At 68.4% G+C, this 14800-nt stretch carries 14 protein-coding genes; 4 read left to right on the forward strand and 10 right to left on the reverse strand.

Annotated features, from left to right (window positions below):
- Positions 1-8: 8 nt before the first annotated feature.
- Positions 9-851, reverse strand: a complete 843-nt coding sequence (gene dapD, locus DDE10_RS11540; RefSeq protein WP_114952915.1) for a 2,3,4,5-tetrahydropyridine-2,6-dicarboxylate N-succinyltransferase — start codon at positions 849-851, stop codon at positions 9-11.
- A complete protein-coding gene (locus DDE10_RS11545; RefSeq protein ID WP_114952916.1) occupies positions 848-1522 on the reverse strand; it encodes a pyrimidine 5'-nucleotidase in 675 nt (224 codons plus the stop codon). Before DDE10_RS11545 ends, dapD begins: the two co-directional genes overlap by 4 nt.
- Before the next feature lie 206 nt (positions 1523-1728).
- Here DDE10_RS11545 and DDE10_RS11550 point away from each other — a divergent pair, with 206 nt between their 5' ends.
- On the forward strand, positions 1729-4044 hold the full coding sequence (locus tag DDE10_RS11550) for a S8 family peptidase (RefSeq protein ID WP_114952917.1): 2316 nt from the start codon (positions 1729-1731) through the stop codon (positions 4042-4044).
- A 45-nt stretch (positions 4045-4089) separates the two neighbouring features.
- Here DDE10_RS11550 and DDE10_RS11555 read toward each other — a convergent pair whose 3' ends face one another.
- The 8 genes from DDE10_RS11555 to DDE10_RS11595 all read right to left on the reverse strand — a co-directional run bounded on the left by DDE10_RS11555 (position 4090) and on the right by DDE10_RS11595 (position 11400).
- Positions 4090-5073: a DUF4424 family protein gene (locus DDE10_RS11555; RefSeq protein ID WP_114952918.1), complete on the reverse strand. Its 984-nt coding sequence runs from the start codon at positions 5071-5073 to the stop codon at positions 4090-4092.
- Between the two features lie 183 nt (positions 5074-5256).
- A complete protein-coding gene (locus tag DDE10_RS11560; RefSeq protein ID WP_114952919.1) occupies positions 5257-5622 on the reverse strand; it encodes a HesB/IscA family protein in 366 nt (121 codons plus the stop codon).
- A 40-nt stretch (positions 5623-5662) separates the two neighbouring features.
- Positions 5663-6145 (reverse strand): SUF system Fe-S cluster assembly protein, encoded by a 483-nt coding sequence (locus DDE10_RS11565; RefSeq protein WP_114952920.1) that lies wholly within the window; start codon positions 6143-6145, stop codon positions 5663-5665.
- Positions 6142-7356, reverse strand: coding sequence for a cysteine desulfurase (locus tag DDE10_RS11570; RefSeq protein WP_114952921.1), 1215 nt, complete (start codon positions 7354-7356; stop codon positions 6142-6144). Before DDE10_RS11570 ends, DDE10_RS11565 begins: the two co-directional genes overlap by 4 nt.
- 45 nt (positions 7357-7401) lie before the next feature.
- The gene (locus DDE10_RS11575) at positions 7402-8532 is read right to left on the reverse strand and encodes a SufD family Fe-S cluster assembly protein (RefSeq protein WP_114952922.1); all 1131 of its coding nucleotides are present in this window, start codon (positions 8530-8532) and stop codon (positions 7402-7404) included.
- The gene (gene sufC, locus DDE10_RS11580; protein WP_114952923.1) at positions 8529-9272 is read right to left on the reverse strand and encodes a Fe-S cluster assembly ATPase SufC; all 744 of its coding nucleotides are present in this window, start codon (positions 9270-9272) and stop codon (positions 8529-8531) included. The genes DDE10_RS11575 and sufC overlap by 4 nt, the downstream gene beginning before the upstream one ends.
- A gap of 239 nt (positions 9273-9511) precedes the next feature.
- Positions 9512-10984: a Fe-S cluster assembly protein SufB gene (sufB, locus tag DDE10_RS11590; RefSeq protein WP_114952925.1), complete on the reverse strand. Its 1473-nt coding sequence runs from the start codon at positions 10982-10984 to the stop codon at positions 9512-9514.
- A complete protein-coding gene (locus DDE10_RS11595) occupies positions 10981-11400 on the reverse strand; it encodes an RrF2 family transcriptional regulator (protein ID WP_114953019.1) in 420 nt (139 codons plus the stop codon). The genes sufB and DDE10_RS11595 overlap by 4 nt, the downstream gene beginning before the upstream one ends.
- Before the next feature lie 182 nt (positions 11401-11582).
- On the opposite strand from DDE10_RS11595, the gene DDE10_RS11600 reads away from it, so the two are divergent.
- The 3 genes from DDE10_RS11600 (at position 11583) to ggt (ending at position 14785) form a co-directional block, all read left to right on the forward strand.
- Positions 11583-12653: a quinone-dependent dihydroorotate dehydrogenase gene (locus DDE10_RS11600; protein WP_114952926.1), complete on the forward strand. Its 1071-nt coding sequence runs from the start codon at positions 11583-11585 to the stop codon at positions 12651-12653.
- 52 nt (positions 12654-12705) lie between these two features.
- Complete coding sequence (locus tag DDE10_RS11605) at positions 12706-12924, forward strand: DUF2061 domain-containing protein (RefSeq protein ID WP_114952927.1); 219 nt, start codon at positions 12706-12708, stop codon at positions 12922-12924.
- A 157-nt stretch (positions 12925-13081) separates the two neighbouring features.
- Positions 13082-14785 (forward strand): gamma-glutamyltransferase, encoded by a 1704-nt coding sequence (gene ggt, locus DDE10_RS11610; RefSeq protein ID WP_114952928.1) that lies wholly within the window; start codon positions 13082-13084, stop codon positions 14783-14785.
- The last annotated feature ends 15 nt before the right edge of the window (positions 14786-14800 follow it).

The raw sequence follows: 14800 nt of genomic DNA on the forward strand, positions 1-14800 counted from the left end.
GGTGAAGTTCAGTCCCTCAGCAGCTCGTTGATGCTCGTCTTCGATCGGGTCTGCGCGTCGACGCGCTTGACGATGACGGCGCAGTAAAGCGAAGGGCCGGGCTCGCCGCGGCCCGGGATCGCCTTGCCGGGCAGCGACCCGGGGACGACCACGGAATAAGCCGGCACGCGCCCCTGAAAGGCCTCGCCGGTGGCGCGGTCGACGATCTTGGTCGATGCGCCGATGAAGACGCCCATCGACAGGACGGCGCCCTGCTCGACGACGACGCCCTCCGCGACTTCGGCGCGCGCCCCGATGAAGCAATCGTCCTCGATGATGACCGGCCCGGCCTGGAGCGGCTCGAGGACGCCGCCAATGCCGGCGCCGCCGGAGATGTGGACGCCCTTGCCGATCTGCGCGCAGCTGCCCACCGTCGCCCAGGTGTCGACCATCGTTCCCTCGCCGACATGTGCGCCGATATTGACGAAGCTCGGCATCAGGACGGCGCCCTTGCCGATGTGGGCACCGCGCCGGACGATCGCGCCCGGGACGGCGCGGAAGCCGGCCTCGGCAAATCGCGCAGCGTCCCAGCCGAGGAATTTCGACGGAACCTTGTCCCACCACATCGCGCCGCCCGGACCGCCGGGAATTCCTTCCATCGAGTTGAGACGGAAGGAAAGCAGCACCGCCTTCTTGAGCCATTGATTGACCTGCCAGCCGTCGGAGCCCTTCTCCGCCACCCGCGCTTCGCCCGCATCCAGCCGCCTGATCGCCTCGTCGACCGCGTCGCGAACGGTCCCACGGGTTTCCGCGCCGACGCTCTCGCGCGCCTCCCACGCTTCGTCGATCGTCCGGCGAAGATCCTCGCTCATGCCCGCTCTTCCTCCAGTATCTCGGCGAGCCAGGCGCCGATATCGTTGACGGTGAAGTCGATCGCCTGCGGGTCGGCATCGTGGCCGGCCCGCTCGGAGCCGTTGTCGACCCAGACCGTTGTCATGCCAATCGCCTTGGCGGGCGTCAGGTTGCGCGCCATGTCGTCGGCGAAGAGGGCGCGGGCCGGATCGATCCCGTTGCGCTCGCAAATGGCGGCGTAAGCGTTCGGGTGGGGCTTGGGCACGTAGTTCATCGCGTGAATATCGTGCATGCCGTCGAACGCATTGGCCAGACCGAGCCGATCGAGCACGCGGCGGGCATAGGCCTCGTCCGCGTTGGTGAAGACGAACTTGCGGCCCGGCAGACGGTCGAGCGCGGCCACCAAGCCCGGATCGGCCGTCAGGCGCGCAAGATCCACGTCGTGGACGAAGTCGAGAAATTCATGCGGATCGATGCCATGTTCGCCCATCAGGCCGGCGAGAGTGGTGCCGTGGGCGAGGAAGTGCCCCTTCTGGACCCGCCGCGCCTCGACCGCATCGCAGCCGAGCAGCCGCTGGATGTACAGGCCCATGCGCTCGTCGATGAGATCGAACAGGTTGAGCGACGCCGGGTAGAGGCTGTTGTCGAGATCGAAGATCCAGCTTTCAACTTGGGCAAGGCGACGGTCCATCGCCGCCCCCCTAGAGACTGCGCACGCGAGGGGAAAGCGTGATGGCCTTTCGGGGAGACCCCGGCCTTTCGCAGCGAACATGGGCGACGAGGGGATCCGGAACTCCCGCAGCCGCTCGCAAGTCAAATCTTAAGCCTTCAGAAAGCATGTTCGCCGTACAAGCGCTGCGGATTTTTCCGCAAAACTGAATTGCTTAGGAGATCGGCATGGCCCAGTCGGCCGCCCGGACGAAGTTGATCCTGACGGCGTGCGCGGCTGCGGTCGCGCTGTCGGCCTGCGGTGGTGGCGGCGGCGGGCCGCGCCCGGAGCCGATCTCGAACCTGCCGCCGCCCCCGGCACCGCCGCCGCCGCCCCCGCCGGCACCGCCGCCGCCACCTCCCCCGCCGGCGACGACGACGATCAACTACAACACAGCGGAATATCGCAACTCGAACGGCGCCGTGAGCTCGCGCGCCATTGCCGCCTGGGAAGCGGGCGGGCGCGGCCAAGGGGTCACCGTCGGTGTCATCGATTCGGGCATCAATCCGTCCCTCGGCGAGTTTGCCGGCCGGATCCACCCGGCGAGCCGCGACGTCGCCGCCAGTCGGGGCGTCACCGACACGGAAGGGCACGGAACCGCCGTCTCCGGCGTGATCGCGATGAACCGCAACGGCTCGGGCGCGATGGGAATCGCCTTTGAATCGCAGATATTGTCGCTCAACACCGCCAATCCGAACGACTGCGACACCGACGACGGCTGCAAGCATGGCGACCGAGACATCGCCCGGGCGATCGACATCGCCCGCACCAACGGCGCGCGGGTGATCAACATCTCGCTCGGCGGCGAGGGAGTCGGCAGCAGCGTTATCGGCGCCGTCGGCCGCGCCGCCGCGGCGGGGGTCGTCGTGGTGATCTCGGCCGGCAACGACGGCACCGCCGATCCCAGCAGTTTCGCGCTGCAGACGGCACAGCAGGCCGGCAACGGCCATGTCGTCATTGCCGGAGCGATGGATTCGGCACGGAACATGGCGAGCTTCTCGAATCGCGCCGGCTCGGGCGCGGCGCATTATCTGGTGGCGCTCGGCGTCGGCGTGCGGACGGTGGACGAAGCCGGCCGCGCCACCGCCTGGTCCGGGACGTCCTTTTCGGCGCCGGTGATCAGCGGCGCCGCCGCCCTTCTCGCCAGCGCCTTCCCGAATCTCAGTGGTCGTCAGATCGTCGAGCTGCTGCTGACCACCGCCGACGATGCCGGCGCCGCCGGCCGCGATTCCCACTTCGGCAACGGCATCCTCAACATCGCCCGCGCCTTCCAGCCGCAGGGGAGCCTGGCGCTTGCCGGCAGCGGGACGCCGATCGAGGAGCTCGGCGAGGGGGGCGGCTCGGAGACGATGGGCGACGCCAGCGGCCAGATGGCCGGAATCGTCATTCTGGACGGCTATTCGCGCGCTTATGTCGCGGACATCGCCCAGCGCCTGAGCCAGGCGCCGATCCAGCGCCCGCTCGAGCAGGGGCTGCAGGCTGGCCTCACCACAGGCCATGCCGCCGCCGGCGGGACGACCGTGTCGGTGACGATGCGCCGCAACCTGAGTGGCCGGCCGGAGATCGGCCTCGCCCAGACCGGCCTGAGCTACGAGGATGCGCGCGAGGCGCGCGCGGTGGCCGGTCATGCGCTGAGCCGGCTGACACCGCGCACGGCGCTCGCACTCGGCTTCTCGGAGAGTGGACGGACGCTGCAGCAGCGGCTCGCCAGCCAGTCCGGGACACCCTTCCTGGTGGCGCGCGATCCGCTCTATCGGTCCGGCTTCCACGGCGACAGCGGCGTCGCCATCGGCCTGCGCCAGGATCTGGGGCCGGTCGCGTTGACCGTGACGGCGGAACGGGGCCGGGTGTACCGGCCGGACGAGCCGGTCGCCGGCTTCGCCGGTGCCGCGTTGCGCGAGCCCGGCTACAGCTTGGCCGCAATGACCGCCGATCGCCGGATCGGCCGCTGGAACCTGTCGCTCGGCCTGTCCCGCCTGGGTGAGGCGCAGACCGTGCTCGGCGGGCGATTCGCCTTCGCTCCGGGCGGCTCGACCAGCTATTTCGCCGATGCGGTGGCCGGCTATCGCCTCGGGGCCGATTGGGATGCCCGAGCGAGCTATCGCCGCGGCTGGACGACGATGCCCGGCGGTGCCGGTCTCGTTGCCGGCGGACGGCTCTCGACCGACGCATGGTCGCTCGACCTCGGCCGCAGTCATGCCTTCGCCGCGGGCGACCGGCTCGCCTTTCGGGTGATGCAGCCGCTGCGCGTGCGCGGCGGCGGCTATCTGCTGAACGCGCCGGTCTCCTACGATTATGGCGATCTCAGCGTCGGCTATGAGCGGCGGACCTTCGGCCTCGCGCCGACGGGCCGCGAGATCGACTTCGAGGCGGCCTATGGCGTCAGCCTGCTCGGCGGCGCCGGCTATGCGGGGGTGAACGCCTTCCTGCGGCGCGAGCCCGGCCATATCGAGGCGATGCCGAACGATCTCGGCGCCGCGATGCGGTTCAGCCTGAGCTTTTGAGGCTCCCCCGGGCGACGGGCGGGCCGGGGCCGTTCCTGGCGGACATCACTCGCTAAGGCCCGCCGGCGCGCCAAGGAACAGGATGTCGAGATTGCGGTCGGGGCGCCAGTTGGCGCGGCGCATCTCGAACCGCGTCGCGTCGAGTCGGCGCACGCCCTCGCCGCAGAAGCTGACGAGATTCGCCGGCGCGCCCTTGTCGACGACGAGCCGGAACTCGCCGATCGGCGAGCGCCAGCCGGCGCCGGTGGTGAGGATGTAGCTCACCCAGGTCTCCGGAACGAGCTGGTCCGGGCGGCGGGCAGCGAGGCGATCGACTGCGCGCAGGAATTCCGCGTCGATGCAGAAGCGCTCCATCCAGGCACGGCCCTGTTCGGAATCCCGCAGCTCCGGGATATGAAGCGCGGTGCCCACCGTCCCGCCCGCGCCGGGCGTGTAACGATGCTCGATGACGACGTCGCGGCCGGCCGGAAAGGCCTGCTCCCAATACCAGGTCTCCCTGACCGTCCACAGCGGGGAGATACTGCCGTCCGCCTCCTGCCGGACCAGCCCGAGCTCGGCCAGGCGTCGCAACTCGGCAGGCGACAGACGGCCGAGCCGTTCGAAGAGACGGACCGCCCCGGCTTCGTCGCCATGATAGGCGATCGGGATGCCGAGGCCGGCGAGGATGTCGCTTCGGTCGACGCCGGCGAGCAACGCCCGGCGCTCGACGTCTGTCGGAATGCGCCGGCCGTCCACCTCGGTGACGAAATCGGCGGGCCAGACCAGGTCTCCTTCGACGGGCTCGGCCAGGTCATGATCGGGCATCGGGAAGGCGACGGTGATCCGGACGTCGTGTGGGCTGGAATTGCGGAAGAGATAGCGGACTCGGACCAGCCGGGCGGAAATGAAGAGGTCCTCCGAAACCATGTCGATATCGTCGTTCTGGACGAAGACGAGCCCGCCCGCCGCCCGCTCGGCGGCGCCGTCATTGGCGGCAGCGGGGCCGGCCAGGACGGCGGCAAGAGCGAGGCAGATGGCAATGCGGCGCATGGACGTCCTCCCCGGGGAAGAATGCGCGTCGGAGAGGCGGTTGTGAAGGTGGCGCGGCGCTGGCTATCTGCCGAGCCAGTGACGCACCCTCCCCGCCAGAGCGGGCCATCGACGTCGGCTTGGAGCCCTGCCCCTTCGCCGCCTGCGGCGTTGCTCAGGGCAGCGCTCAGGGGCGACGGCTGGTCAGACGGTGAAGCTCTCGCCGCAGCCGCAGGCGCCCTTGGCGTTGGGATTGTCGAAGACGAAGCCGGCGGTGAAATCGTCCTCGCGCCAGTCCATCGTCGAGCCGATCAGATAGAGGACCGAGGCCCCGTCGATGTAGAAGGTGCCGCCGGGGGTCTCGATCTTCTCGTCGAAGGGCTGCTCCTCGGCGACATAATCGACCGAATAAGCAAGGCCCGAGCAGCCGCGGCGCGGGGTCGACAGCTTGACCCCGACCGATCCCGCCGGCGCACGCGCCATCAGGTCGGCGATGCGCTGCTCGGCCGCCGTCGTGAGCTGCACCGCGGCGGGACGCGGGCGTCGGCTTGTCGTGGTCGTTTCCGTCATTCCTGCTCTGTCCTCTGCCCTCCGGGGGAGAGCCAATGTCTCACAGCATCCCAAGCTCGAGCTTGGCTTCGTCGCTCATCTTCTGCGGGTCCCAGGGCGGGTCCCAGACCAGTTCGACCTCGGCATCGCCGATACCGGGGACGGCGCCGACGCGGAGCTCGACCTCGCCCGGCATCGATTCGGCGACCGGGCAATGCGGCGTCGTCAGGGTCATCAGGATGCGGGCATGATGATCGGGCGTGATCTCGACGCTGTAGATGAGGCCGAGATCGTAGATGTTCACCGGTATCTCGGGATCATAAATCTCCTTGAGCGCGCCGATGACGTCCTCGTAAAGGTCGCCGCCCGGCTCGACCGGCTCGGGCTCCGTCGGCCGCGGCGGCTGCGACAGGAAGCCTTCGAGATAGTCGCGCTTGCGGGCAAAGCTGTCCGCCGCGCTCTCTCCCGCGTCCGCGACGCGCGCCTTGGGAGGCTTGGCGGGCTCGCCAACTTCCTCGGTCTCGATCCTGCTCTGCTCGTTCATCCGAATATTCTCGTCACTCTCTCGATTCCGCGGACCAGCGCCTCGACATCCTTGTGGCCGTTATAGACGCCGAAGCTCGCTCGGGCGGTGGCGTCGACGCCGAGATGCGCCATCAGCGGCTGGGCGCAATGATGGCCGGCACGTATCGCCACCCGTCCCTCGTCCAATATGGTGCCGATGTCGTGCGGATGCACCCCCTCGAGGGCGAAGCTGACGATGCCGGCGCTGTCGTCCGGACCGAACAGGCGGACGCTGTTGAGCCCGGAAAGCGCCTCCCGGGTCTCCCGGACCAGAGCCGTCTCGTGCGCGGCGATGGCCGCGAGGCCGATGCCCTCGACATAGTCGATCGCCGCATGAAGGCCGACGACGCCGACGACGTGCGGCGTCCCGGCCTCGAACCGCGCCGGCGGCGGGGCGAAGGTGGTGCGATCAAAGGTCACCTTGTCGATCATCGCGCCGCCGCCCTGCCAGGGCGGCATCGACTCGAGCAGCTCGCCCCGCGCCCACAGCACGCCGATGCCGGTCGGGCCGTAGAGCTTGTGGCCGGAGAAGACGTAGAAGTCGCAATCGAGATCGGCGACGTCCACCGGCATGCGCGGCACCGCCTGGCAGCCGTCGAGCAGCAGCTTCGCGCCGACGCGGTGGGCGAGCGCGGCGGCGCGCCGGGCGTCGAGTACGGAGCCGAGCACGTTCGAAACGTGGGCGAGGGCGACCAGCTTGTGACGGTCGGTCAGCATCGCCTCGACCGCGTCGAGATCGATGCGGTCGTCCGGCGTGAGCGGCGCGACGTCGATTTCGGCGCCGGTGCGCTCGGCGACCAGCTGCCACGGAACGATGTTGCTGTGATGCTCGAGCACCGACAGCAGGATACGATCCCCGGCCTTCAGATTGGTGCCGCCCCAGCTCTGGGCGACGAGATTGATCCCCTCGGTGGCGCCGCGGACGAACACGACCTCGTCCGGAGCGGCGGCGCCGATGAATTCCGCGGTGCGGCGGCGGCTCGCCTCGAAGGCAAGCGTCATGTCGGCGGAGCGCTGATAGACACCGCGATGGACCGTCGCGTAGGTCTCGGAATAGGCCCGGGTGATGGCATCGATTACCGGCTGCGGTTTCTGCGCGGTGGCGGCGGTGTCGAGATAGGACCAGTCCTTCGGGATCGCCGGGAAGTCGGCGAGCCAGTCGAGCGGACGGGTGCTGAGCGCGGTGGCCATTCTACAGGCTCCCGCTCGTCGGAGACGCCGGGCGGTGGCAAAGGCTCATCGCACGCGCCCCTCGACTTCGCTCGGGACGACCCAAGCCTGGGATTGGCCGAACCAATTTTCCACATCGGCATAGAAGGCAGTGCGGACCGCTTCCTCGCCGATCCGGTCGAGGGCATCGGCGACGAAGACGCGGGTGAGCAAGGCGCGGGCCTCTTCCGGGTCGATGCCGCGGCTCTGGAGATAGAAAAGGGCGTGGCGGTCGAGCTCTCCGACGGTGGCGCCATGGGCGCATTTGACGTCGTCCGCGAAGATCTCGAGCTCGGGCTTGGCGTTGATCGTCGCCGAGCGGGCGAGGAGCAGACCCTTCAAGGACTGCTCGCCATCCGTCTTCTGGGCATGGCGGGCGACCTCGACGCGGGCGGCGACCGAGCAGGCGGAAAGATCGTCGGCGACCGAGCGCCAGACCTGGCGGCTCATGCCGCGGGCGACGTCATGCCGGATGGCGAGATTGGCGTCGTGGCGCTGCCGGCCGCGGGCGAGCAGGGCCGCGGCGGCCTCGGCATAGGCGCCTTCCCCCCTGATCTCGCAGCGGCCGTCGAGCCGGGTGTCGGCGCCGCCGGCGGCGAGCGTGGCGACGATCAGGCTGGCGCCTTCTCCGATCTCGGCCCGATCGGTGAGGCTGACGAAGCCGGACGAGCCGATCAGGCGCCGGCTCAGCATCAGCCGGGCACCCTTGAACAGGCGCATGCCCGTGAGGCGGTTGGCCCAGCCGTCGCCGACATAGGTCTCGACGATGGAGGCCTGCGCATCGACATCCAGCTCGACCTCTGCGGCGAGATGATCGGCGGCGCCGGTCGAGACGTGGACGATCTGGACGAGGCCGTGCGGGGCATGGTCGCGGCCGAGCTTCAGCTTCCAGCCCGACCGGCCGGCCAGAGCGCCGAGCGGATGGTCCGACGCCGTGACGTCGACAGGCCCGATGGCCAGCGGTCCGACTTGGCTGCGCGCCGCGTCCAGCTGTCCGTCGACGAAGACCAGGCGCGGACCCTCGCGCTCGGTCCCGATCCACTGAAAGTCGTCTGGCGCAACTCCGGTCGGCTGCCTTTGCGCAAGCTTCGGCAGCTGGGAGAGATCGCTCCAGCGCCAGCCTTCCTCGCGGTTGGACGGGAGGACGAGGGTCGTCACGCCGCCATTTCCCCATAGCCTTCGCGCTCGAGCTCGAGCGCGAGATCGGCGCCGCCGGAGCGGACGATGCGGCCGCCGGCGAGGACGTGGACGAAATCGGGCCGGACGAGGTCGAGCAGCCGCTGATAGTGGGTGATGAGCAGGACCGCCTTGTCGGGCTTGCGCATGATCCGGTTGATGCCCTCGCCGACGACACGCAGCGCGTCGATGTCAAGGCCGCTATCCGTTTCGTCGAGCACGGCAAGGCGGGGATCGATGATCCCCATCTGGACCATCTCGTTCCTCTTCTTCTCGCCGCCCGAGAAGCCGACATTCACGCCCCGCTTCATCATGTCCATGTCGAAGCCGAGCGCGCCCGCCTGCTCGCGGGCGACGCGCAGGAACTCGCCGGCCGAAAGCTCCGCCTCGCCCCGCGCCCGGCGCTGGGCGTTGACCGCGGTGCGCAGGAACTGGACATTGGAGACGCCTGGTATCTCGACCGGATACTGGAAACCGAGGAAGAGGCCCCTGGCGGACCGCTCGTGCGGCTCCAACTCCAGCAGGTCCTCGCCATCGAGCGTCATCGAGCCTTCGGTGACTTCGTAGCCGGGACGGCCGGCGAGGACGTAGGACAAAGTCGACTTGCCGGAGCCGTTCGGGCCCATGATGGCGTGAATTTCGCCGGGCCGGATGGCGAGACTGATCCCCTTCAGGATCGGCTTCTCGTCGACGGAGGCGTGAAGGTTGATGATCTTGAGCATGGTCATCCGTTTACCGAGGGCCTAGAACTTCGAGCTGACTGAGATCACCACCGTAGCGGCGATACACGGCCCGAAGCTCACGCAAGGACTCATCCGTCAGCGCTGATTGATCGATATCGAGGAACAGCTTGCGCCCCTCGCCGCGAAGTCCGCGGACCCCGGCGATTGTTTTCATCCAGGCGAAGTGAGCGTCCTCATCGCCGCTCGACCAGTAGGTCGTAGACTCAAAATAGTAGGGACTAGCCAACGCTCCCCTCCAGGCTGATCCCGAGCAGCTTCTGGGCCTCCACCGCGAATTCCATCGGCAGCTGCTGCAGCACCTCGCGGGCGAAGCCGTTGACGATGAGGGCGACCGCCTCCTCCTGCGAAAGGCCGCGGCTCATCGCGTAGAAGAGCTGGTCGTCGCTGATCTTCGAGGTGGTGGCCTCATGTTCGATCTGGGCCGAAGGGTTTCTCACCTCGATATAGGGCACGGTGTGGGCGCCGCATTGGTCGCCGAGCAGCAGGCTGTCGCACTGGGTGAAGTTGCGGACATTCTCGGCATTGCCATTGACGCGGACGAGGCCGCGATAGGTATTGTTCGACTTGCCGGCGCTGATCCCCTTGGAGACGATGGTCGACCGGCTGCCCGCGCCGATATGGATCATCTTGGTGCCGGTATCGGCCTGCTGGCGATTGTTGGTGAGCGCGACCGAATAGAATTCGCCGACGCTTCCTTCCCCCTTGAGGATGCAGGAAGGATATTTCCAGGTGATCGCCGAACCGGTCTCGACCTGGGTCCAGGAGACCTTGGAGCGGGCGCCGGCGCACAGAGCGCGCTTGGTCACGAAATTGTAGATGCCGCCCTTGCCCTCGGCATCGCCCGGATACCAGTTCTGGACGGTGCTGTACTTGATCTCGGCATCGTCGAGGGCGACGAGCTCGACCACCGCGGCGTGGAGCTGGTTCTCGTCGCGCATCGGCGCGGTGCAGCCTTCGAGATAGGAGACGTAGCTGCCCTTGTCGGCGACGATCAGGGTGCGCTCGAACTGGCCGGTATTGGCCGCGTTGATCCGGAAATAGGTGGAAAGCTCCATCGGGCAGCGTACGCCTTCCGGCACGTAGACGAAGGTGCCGTCGGAGAAGACCGCGCTGTTGAGGCAGGCGAAATAATTGTCGCGCTGGGGCACCACCGAGCCGAGATATTTCCGAACCAGATCGGGATATTCGCGGATCGCCTCGGAGATGGAGAGGAAGATGACCCCGGCCCTCTTCAGCTCCTCGCGGAAGGTGGTCGCCACCGAGACGCTGTCGAAGACGGCGTCGACCGCGACCTTGCGGGCGCCTTCGACGCCGGCCAGGACCTTCTGCTCCTCGATCGGAATGCCGAGCTTCTCGTAGGTGCGGCGGATCTCCGGATCGAGCTCGTCCAGCGAGGCCAATGTCGGCTTCTGCTTGGGCTCGGCGTAATAATAAGCGTCCTGGAAATCGATCTCGGGGATGTCGAGCTTCGCCCAGGTCACTTCCTCCATGGTCAGCCAGGCGCGATAGGCCTTGAGCCGCCATTCGAGCATCCACTCCGGCTCCGCTTTCTTCGCCGAGATGAACCGGACGGTCTCTTCGCTGAGCCCCTTGGGTGCGAACTCCTGCTCGACCTCCGAAGAGAAGCCCCATTCGTATTTGGCGGCGCGCTCAGCCGCCTCCAGCGCTTCGCGGTTACGGACTTCACTCATGCCTTCACCTCGGCCGTCTGCGCGAGGCTGGAGAGGCTGAGCCCCGCCAGCGCGCCGCGCACGGCACCATTGACCACGTTCATGTGCGGACGGACCTGACAGCAGCCCTCGAGCGCGCATTCGTGGCGCTCGGTGTCGACGCAGGTCGTCATCACGATCGGCCCCTCGACCGCTTCGACGATGTCGGCGAGGCTTATCTCGCCAGCCTGCCGCGCCAGCCGAAATCCGCCACCGGTGCCGCGCGCCGTCTCGAGCAGGCCGGCGGCGGCGAGCCGCCCGGTCAGCTTCTGCGCGGTCGGCAGCGGAAGGCGCGTTTCCTCGGCGAGCAGGGTCGCCGACAGGCGCGCGCCCGGCGGGTGCCGGGCGGCGGCGGCCATCATGACGACCGCATAATCGGCGAGGCTGGTGAGGCGCATGATCTCCAATCGGACTGATTCGTTCCGATTGGGCATTTGGGCGCGAGGGCAGTCGGAATCAAGCGGTTTCCCCCCATCCAACTGGTTCACATCTGACTGGGGAGAGCCCTGAAGTGGCCCCGGTTTGCCGGCAATCCGCTTCCCCTCGACCCGCGTCCCCGCCTTTGCCATATGCGCGGGCCATGGCGCTCTATCCCCTGATCCGGCCGTTCGCTTTCGCGCTCGACGCGGAGCGGGCTCATCGGTGGACGATCGCGGCGCTGCGGCGGCTGCCGCCCGGATCGCCGGCCCGCGACGATCCGGTGCTGGCGACCGACATAGGCGGCCTGCATTTCCCCAACCCGGTGGGACTTGCAGCGGGGTTCGACAAGGATGCCGAGGTGTTCCGGCAGATGCTCGGCTTCGGATTCGGTTTCGTCGAGATCGGCACGCTCACGCCTTTGCCGCAGGAAGGCAATCCGAGACCACGGCTGTTCCGGCTGGTCGAGGACCGCGCGGTGATCAACCGAATGGGGTTCAACAATCAGGGCCAGGTGGCGGCGCTGGCGCGGCTGCGCACGCGCCGGCGCGCCGGGATCGTCGGCGTCAATATCGGCGCCAACAAGGACAGCGGCGACCGTATCGGCGACTATGAAGCCGGCGTGCGGGCGATGGCCGGCGTCGCCGACTTTCTCACCATCAACATCTCCTCGCCCAACACCCCCGGACTGCGTGCGCTGCAGGACAAGGGTGCTCTCGAGAGCCTGCTCGACGCCGTGACCACGGCGCGCCGCGGGGCGGCCGCCGGCGCGGCGACGCGCGGCCGCCCGCCGCCCGTCTTCCTCAAGGTCGCCCCCGACCTCGAAATCATTGATGTCGACCATATCGCCAGGGCGGCGATCGACGCCGGGATCGACGGGCTGATCGTCAGCAACACGACCGTGACCCGGCCGCCGCTCCGTTCCCGCCATCGGGACGAATCGGGCGGGCTCTCCGGGGCGCCGCTCAAGGACCTGGCGCTCGAGCGGTTGCGCGATTTCCGCAAGGCGACGGGAGGAAGGCTTCCGCTGATCGCGGTCGGCGGGATCGAGAATGGAGTCGACGCTTTCCACCGCATCCGCGCCGGCGCCAGCCTGGTGCAGCTCTACAGCGCGCTCGTCTATCAGGGGCCCGAGCTCGCCGCCCTGATCGCCGCCGAACTCAAGCGCCTGTTGCTGATCGAGGGCTTCGCCCACGTTCGTGAAGCGGTCGGCAGCGAGAAACGATCAGAGTGAGCGAGATTTTCCTCTGGAACCGGTGGCGGCGGCACCTAGTTGATGCCGGGCCATGCCCCGCGATCTCATCAAGACGCTGACCTATCTCGCGATCCACCTGACGATCGGGTTCAGCGTCGCTTATCTGCTCACCGGATCGGTGGAGATTGCCGGCGGCATCGCCATATTGGAGCCTTGCGTGAATGCGGTGGCTTTCTTCTTCCACGAGAAAGCCTGGAAGAAGGGCCGGATCCCGTTCAGCGGGCTGTGGCATCGCCTGACCCACGCCTGAGCCGCCTCCCGCCGAGCAGGCCCAATTCTTTGTCATCGCACCGCCTGTCATGGAAATGAATTGACGGTGGCAGTCCGCGGGCGTGTCTGAGACGGCGCGGCTGTCTTCCGCGAATTCAAGGTTCCCACCGTTCAGCGCAATGCTTTAAGCGAGACCGATGCTCCAGCGCCTTCTCCTCGTCTTCGCCCTGCTGCTCGGCGCCTGCGCCACGCAGCCCGTCATCGCCGATCCAGCCCCGGCCTCGGCGGCCGGCGGCGCCGTCTCCGCCGCTGATCCACGCGCGGCCGAAGCCGGCATGGAAATCCTGCGGGCCGGCGGCAGCGCCTCCGATGCCGCAGCGGCCGTCATGCTCGCCTTGACCGTCGTCGAGCCGCAATCCTCGGGCATCGGCGGCGGCGGCTTCCTCGTCCATCATGACGCCCAGACCGACGAGCTCACCGGCTTCGACGGCCGGGAAACCGCGCCCGCGGCGGCAACGCCCGCCTATTTCCTCGACGGAGAGGGACGCCCGCGGAGCCGCCGCGATGCCATCCCCGGAGGCCTCAGCGTCGGCGTGCCGGGCAATTTACGGCTGATCGAGATGGCGCATGAGCGGCATGGCCGGCTGCCCTGGGCCCGCTTGTTTGCGCCGGCCATCCGGCTCGCCCGTGACGGGTTCCGGATAACGCCGCGCCTGCATCGGGGGCTCTCCAGCCCCGACGCGCGGGCACGGTTGACCGATTGGGGCCGGGCGCAATTCTATCAGCCGGACGGGCAGCCCAAGCCGGTCGGGACCGTCGTGCGAAATCCGGAGCTCGCCGACCTGCTCGAGCAGGTGGCGGCGCGCGGTCCGGAGCACTTCTACACGGGTGCCGCTGCCGAGGCGCTGGTGCGGGCGGTGCGGACGGCGGAGCGCAATCCTGCGCCGATGACTCGCGACGACCTCGCCACCTACCAGGCGCACGAGCGGCCGGTGCTGTGCGGCCGCTATCGCCAGTACCGGATCTGCGGGATGAGCCCGCCTTCGTCGGGCGGCACGACCGTCTTTGCGATCCTGAAGCAGCTCGAACGGTTCGACCTGCGCGCGCTCGGCCGTGACGATCCCCGGGCCTGGCACCTGATCGCCGAATCGATGCGGCTCGCTTATGCCGACCGCGACGCCTATGTCGGCGATCCCGACTTCGTGGAGGTGCCGTTTCGCGGTCTCATGGACGAGGCGTATCTCGCCTCGCGCTCGGCCCTGATCTCGCCCGACCGGGCGATGGACCATGCCGCGCCTGGGCGCCCCGCGGGGGCGCCGGCACGCACGCCGGGCGTTGCCGCAGAAGTGCCCTCCACTTCCCATTTCGTCGCGGTCGATGCGGCCGGCAACGTCGCCTCCTACACCTCGACGATCGAAGGCGCCTGGGGCTCGGGCCTCACCGCCAATGGGCACTTCCTCAACAATGAGCTGACCGACTTCAGCTTCGCCCCCGAGGAGGATGGAGCGCCGGTGGCGAACCGGGTCGAAGGCGGCAAGCGGCCGATGAGCTCGATGTCGCCGACCATCGTCTACGGGCCGGACGGCGAGGTCCGGATCGCCGTCGGGGCAGCCGGCGGGACAACGATCGTTGCACAGGTGGCGAAGGCTTTGATCGGGGTGCTCGACTGGGACATGTCGGCGCAGGACGCGATCGCGATGCCGCAGGTGATGGGCCTCGGCGACCGCGCCCTGATCGAGCGTGCCGCCGGATCCGAATCGCTGGCGGACGCACTTCGGGCGATGGGCCATGAGGTCGTCCTGGTCGAGCCGGGCTACAAGGCCAATGCCGTGGAGCGGGTCGGCGGACGCTGGGTCGGAGCGGCGGATCCGCGGAGTGAAGGTGTCGGCTTGGTAGAGTGAGGCGGGCCTCGGAGG

The sequence above is a fragment of the Sphingosinicella terrae genome (assembly GCF_003347635.1).
Classification (GTDB): domain Bacteria; phylum Pseudomonadota; class Alphaproteobacteria; order Sphingomonadales; family Sphingomonadaceae; genus Allosphingosinicella; species Allosphingosinicella terrae.

Bases quoted from the DNA above. Each gene is read 5' to 3' on its own strand.
- DDE10_RS11605 (WP_114952927.1), top strand. From the start codon at position 12,706: ATGCCCCGCGATCTCATCAAGACGCTGACCTATCTCGCGATCCACCTG.
- DDE10_RS11595 (WP_114953019.1), bottom strand. From the start codon at position 11,400: ATGCGCCTCACCAGCCTCGCCGATTATGCGGTCGTCATGATGGCCGCC.
- sufC (WP_114952923.1), bottom strand. From the start codon at position 9,272: ATGCTCAAGATCATCAACCTTCACGCCTCCGTCGACGAGAAGCCGATC.
- sufB (WP_114952925.1), bottom strand. From the start codon at position 10,984: ATGAGTGAAGTCCGTAACCGCGAAGCGCTGGAGGCGGCTGAGCGCGCC.
- DDE10_RS11545 (WP_114952916.1), bottom strand. From the start codon at position 1,522: ATGGACCGTCGCCTTGCCCAAGTTGAAAGCTGGATCTTCGATCTCGAC.
- DDE10_RS11560 (WP_114952919.1), bottom strand. From the start codon at position 5,622: ATGACGGAAACGACCACGACAAGCCGACGCCCGCGTCCCGCCGCGGTG.
- dapD (WP_114952915.1), bottom strand. From the start codon at position 851: ATGAGCGAGGATCTTCGCCGGACGATCGACGAAGCGTGGGAGGCGCGC.
- DDE10_RS11600 (WP_114952926.1), top strand. From the start codon at position 11,583: ATGGCGCTCTATCCCCTGATCCGGCCGTTCGCTTTCGCGCTCGACGCG.
- DDE10_RS11550 (WP_114952917.1), top strand. From the start codon at position 1,729: ATGGCCCAGTCGGCCGCCCGGACGAAGTTGATCCTGACGGCGTGCGCG.
- DDE10_RS11555 (WP_114952918.1), bottom strand. From the start codon at position 5,073: ATGCGCCGCATTGCCATCTGCCTCGCTCTTGCCGCCGTCCTGGCCGGC.
- DDE10_RS11570 (WP_114952921.1), bottom strand. From the start codon at position 7,356: ATGGCCACCGCGCTCAGCACCCGTCCGCTCGACTGGCTCGCCGACTTC.
- DDE10_RS11565 (WP_114952920.1), bottom strand. From the start codon at position 6,145: ATGAACGAGCAGAGCAGGATCGAGACCGAGGAAGTTGGCGAGCCCGCC.
- ggt (WP_114952928.1), top strand. From the start codon at position 13,082: ATGCTCCAGCGCCTTCTCCTCGTCTTCGCCCTGCTGCTCGGCGCCTGC.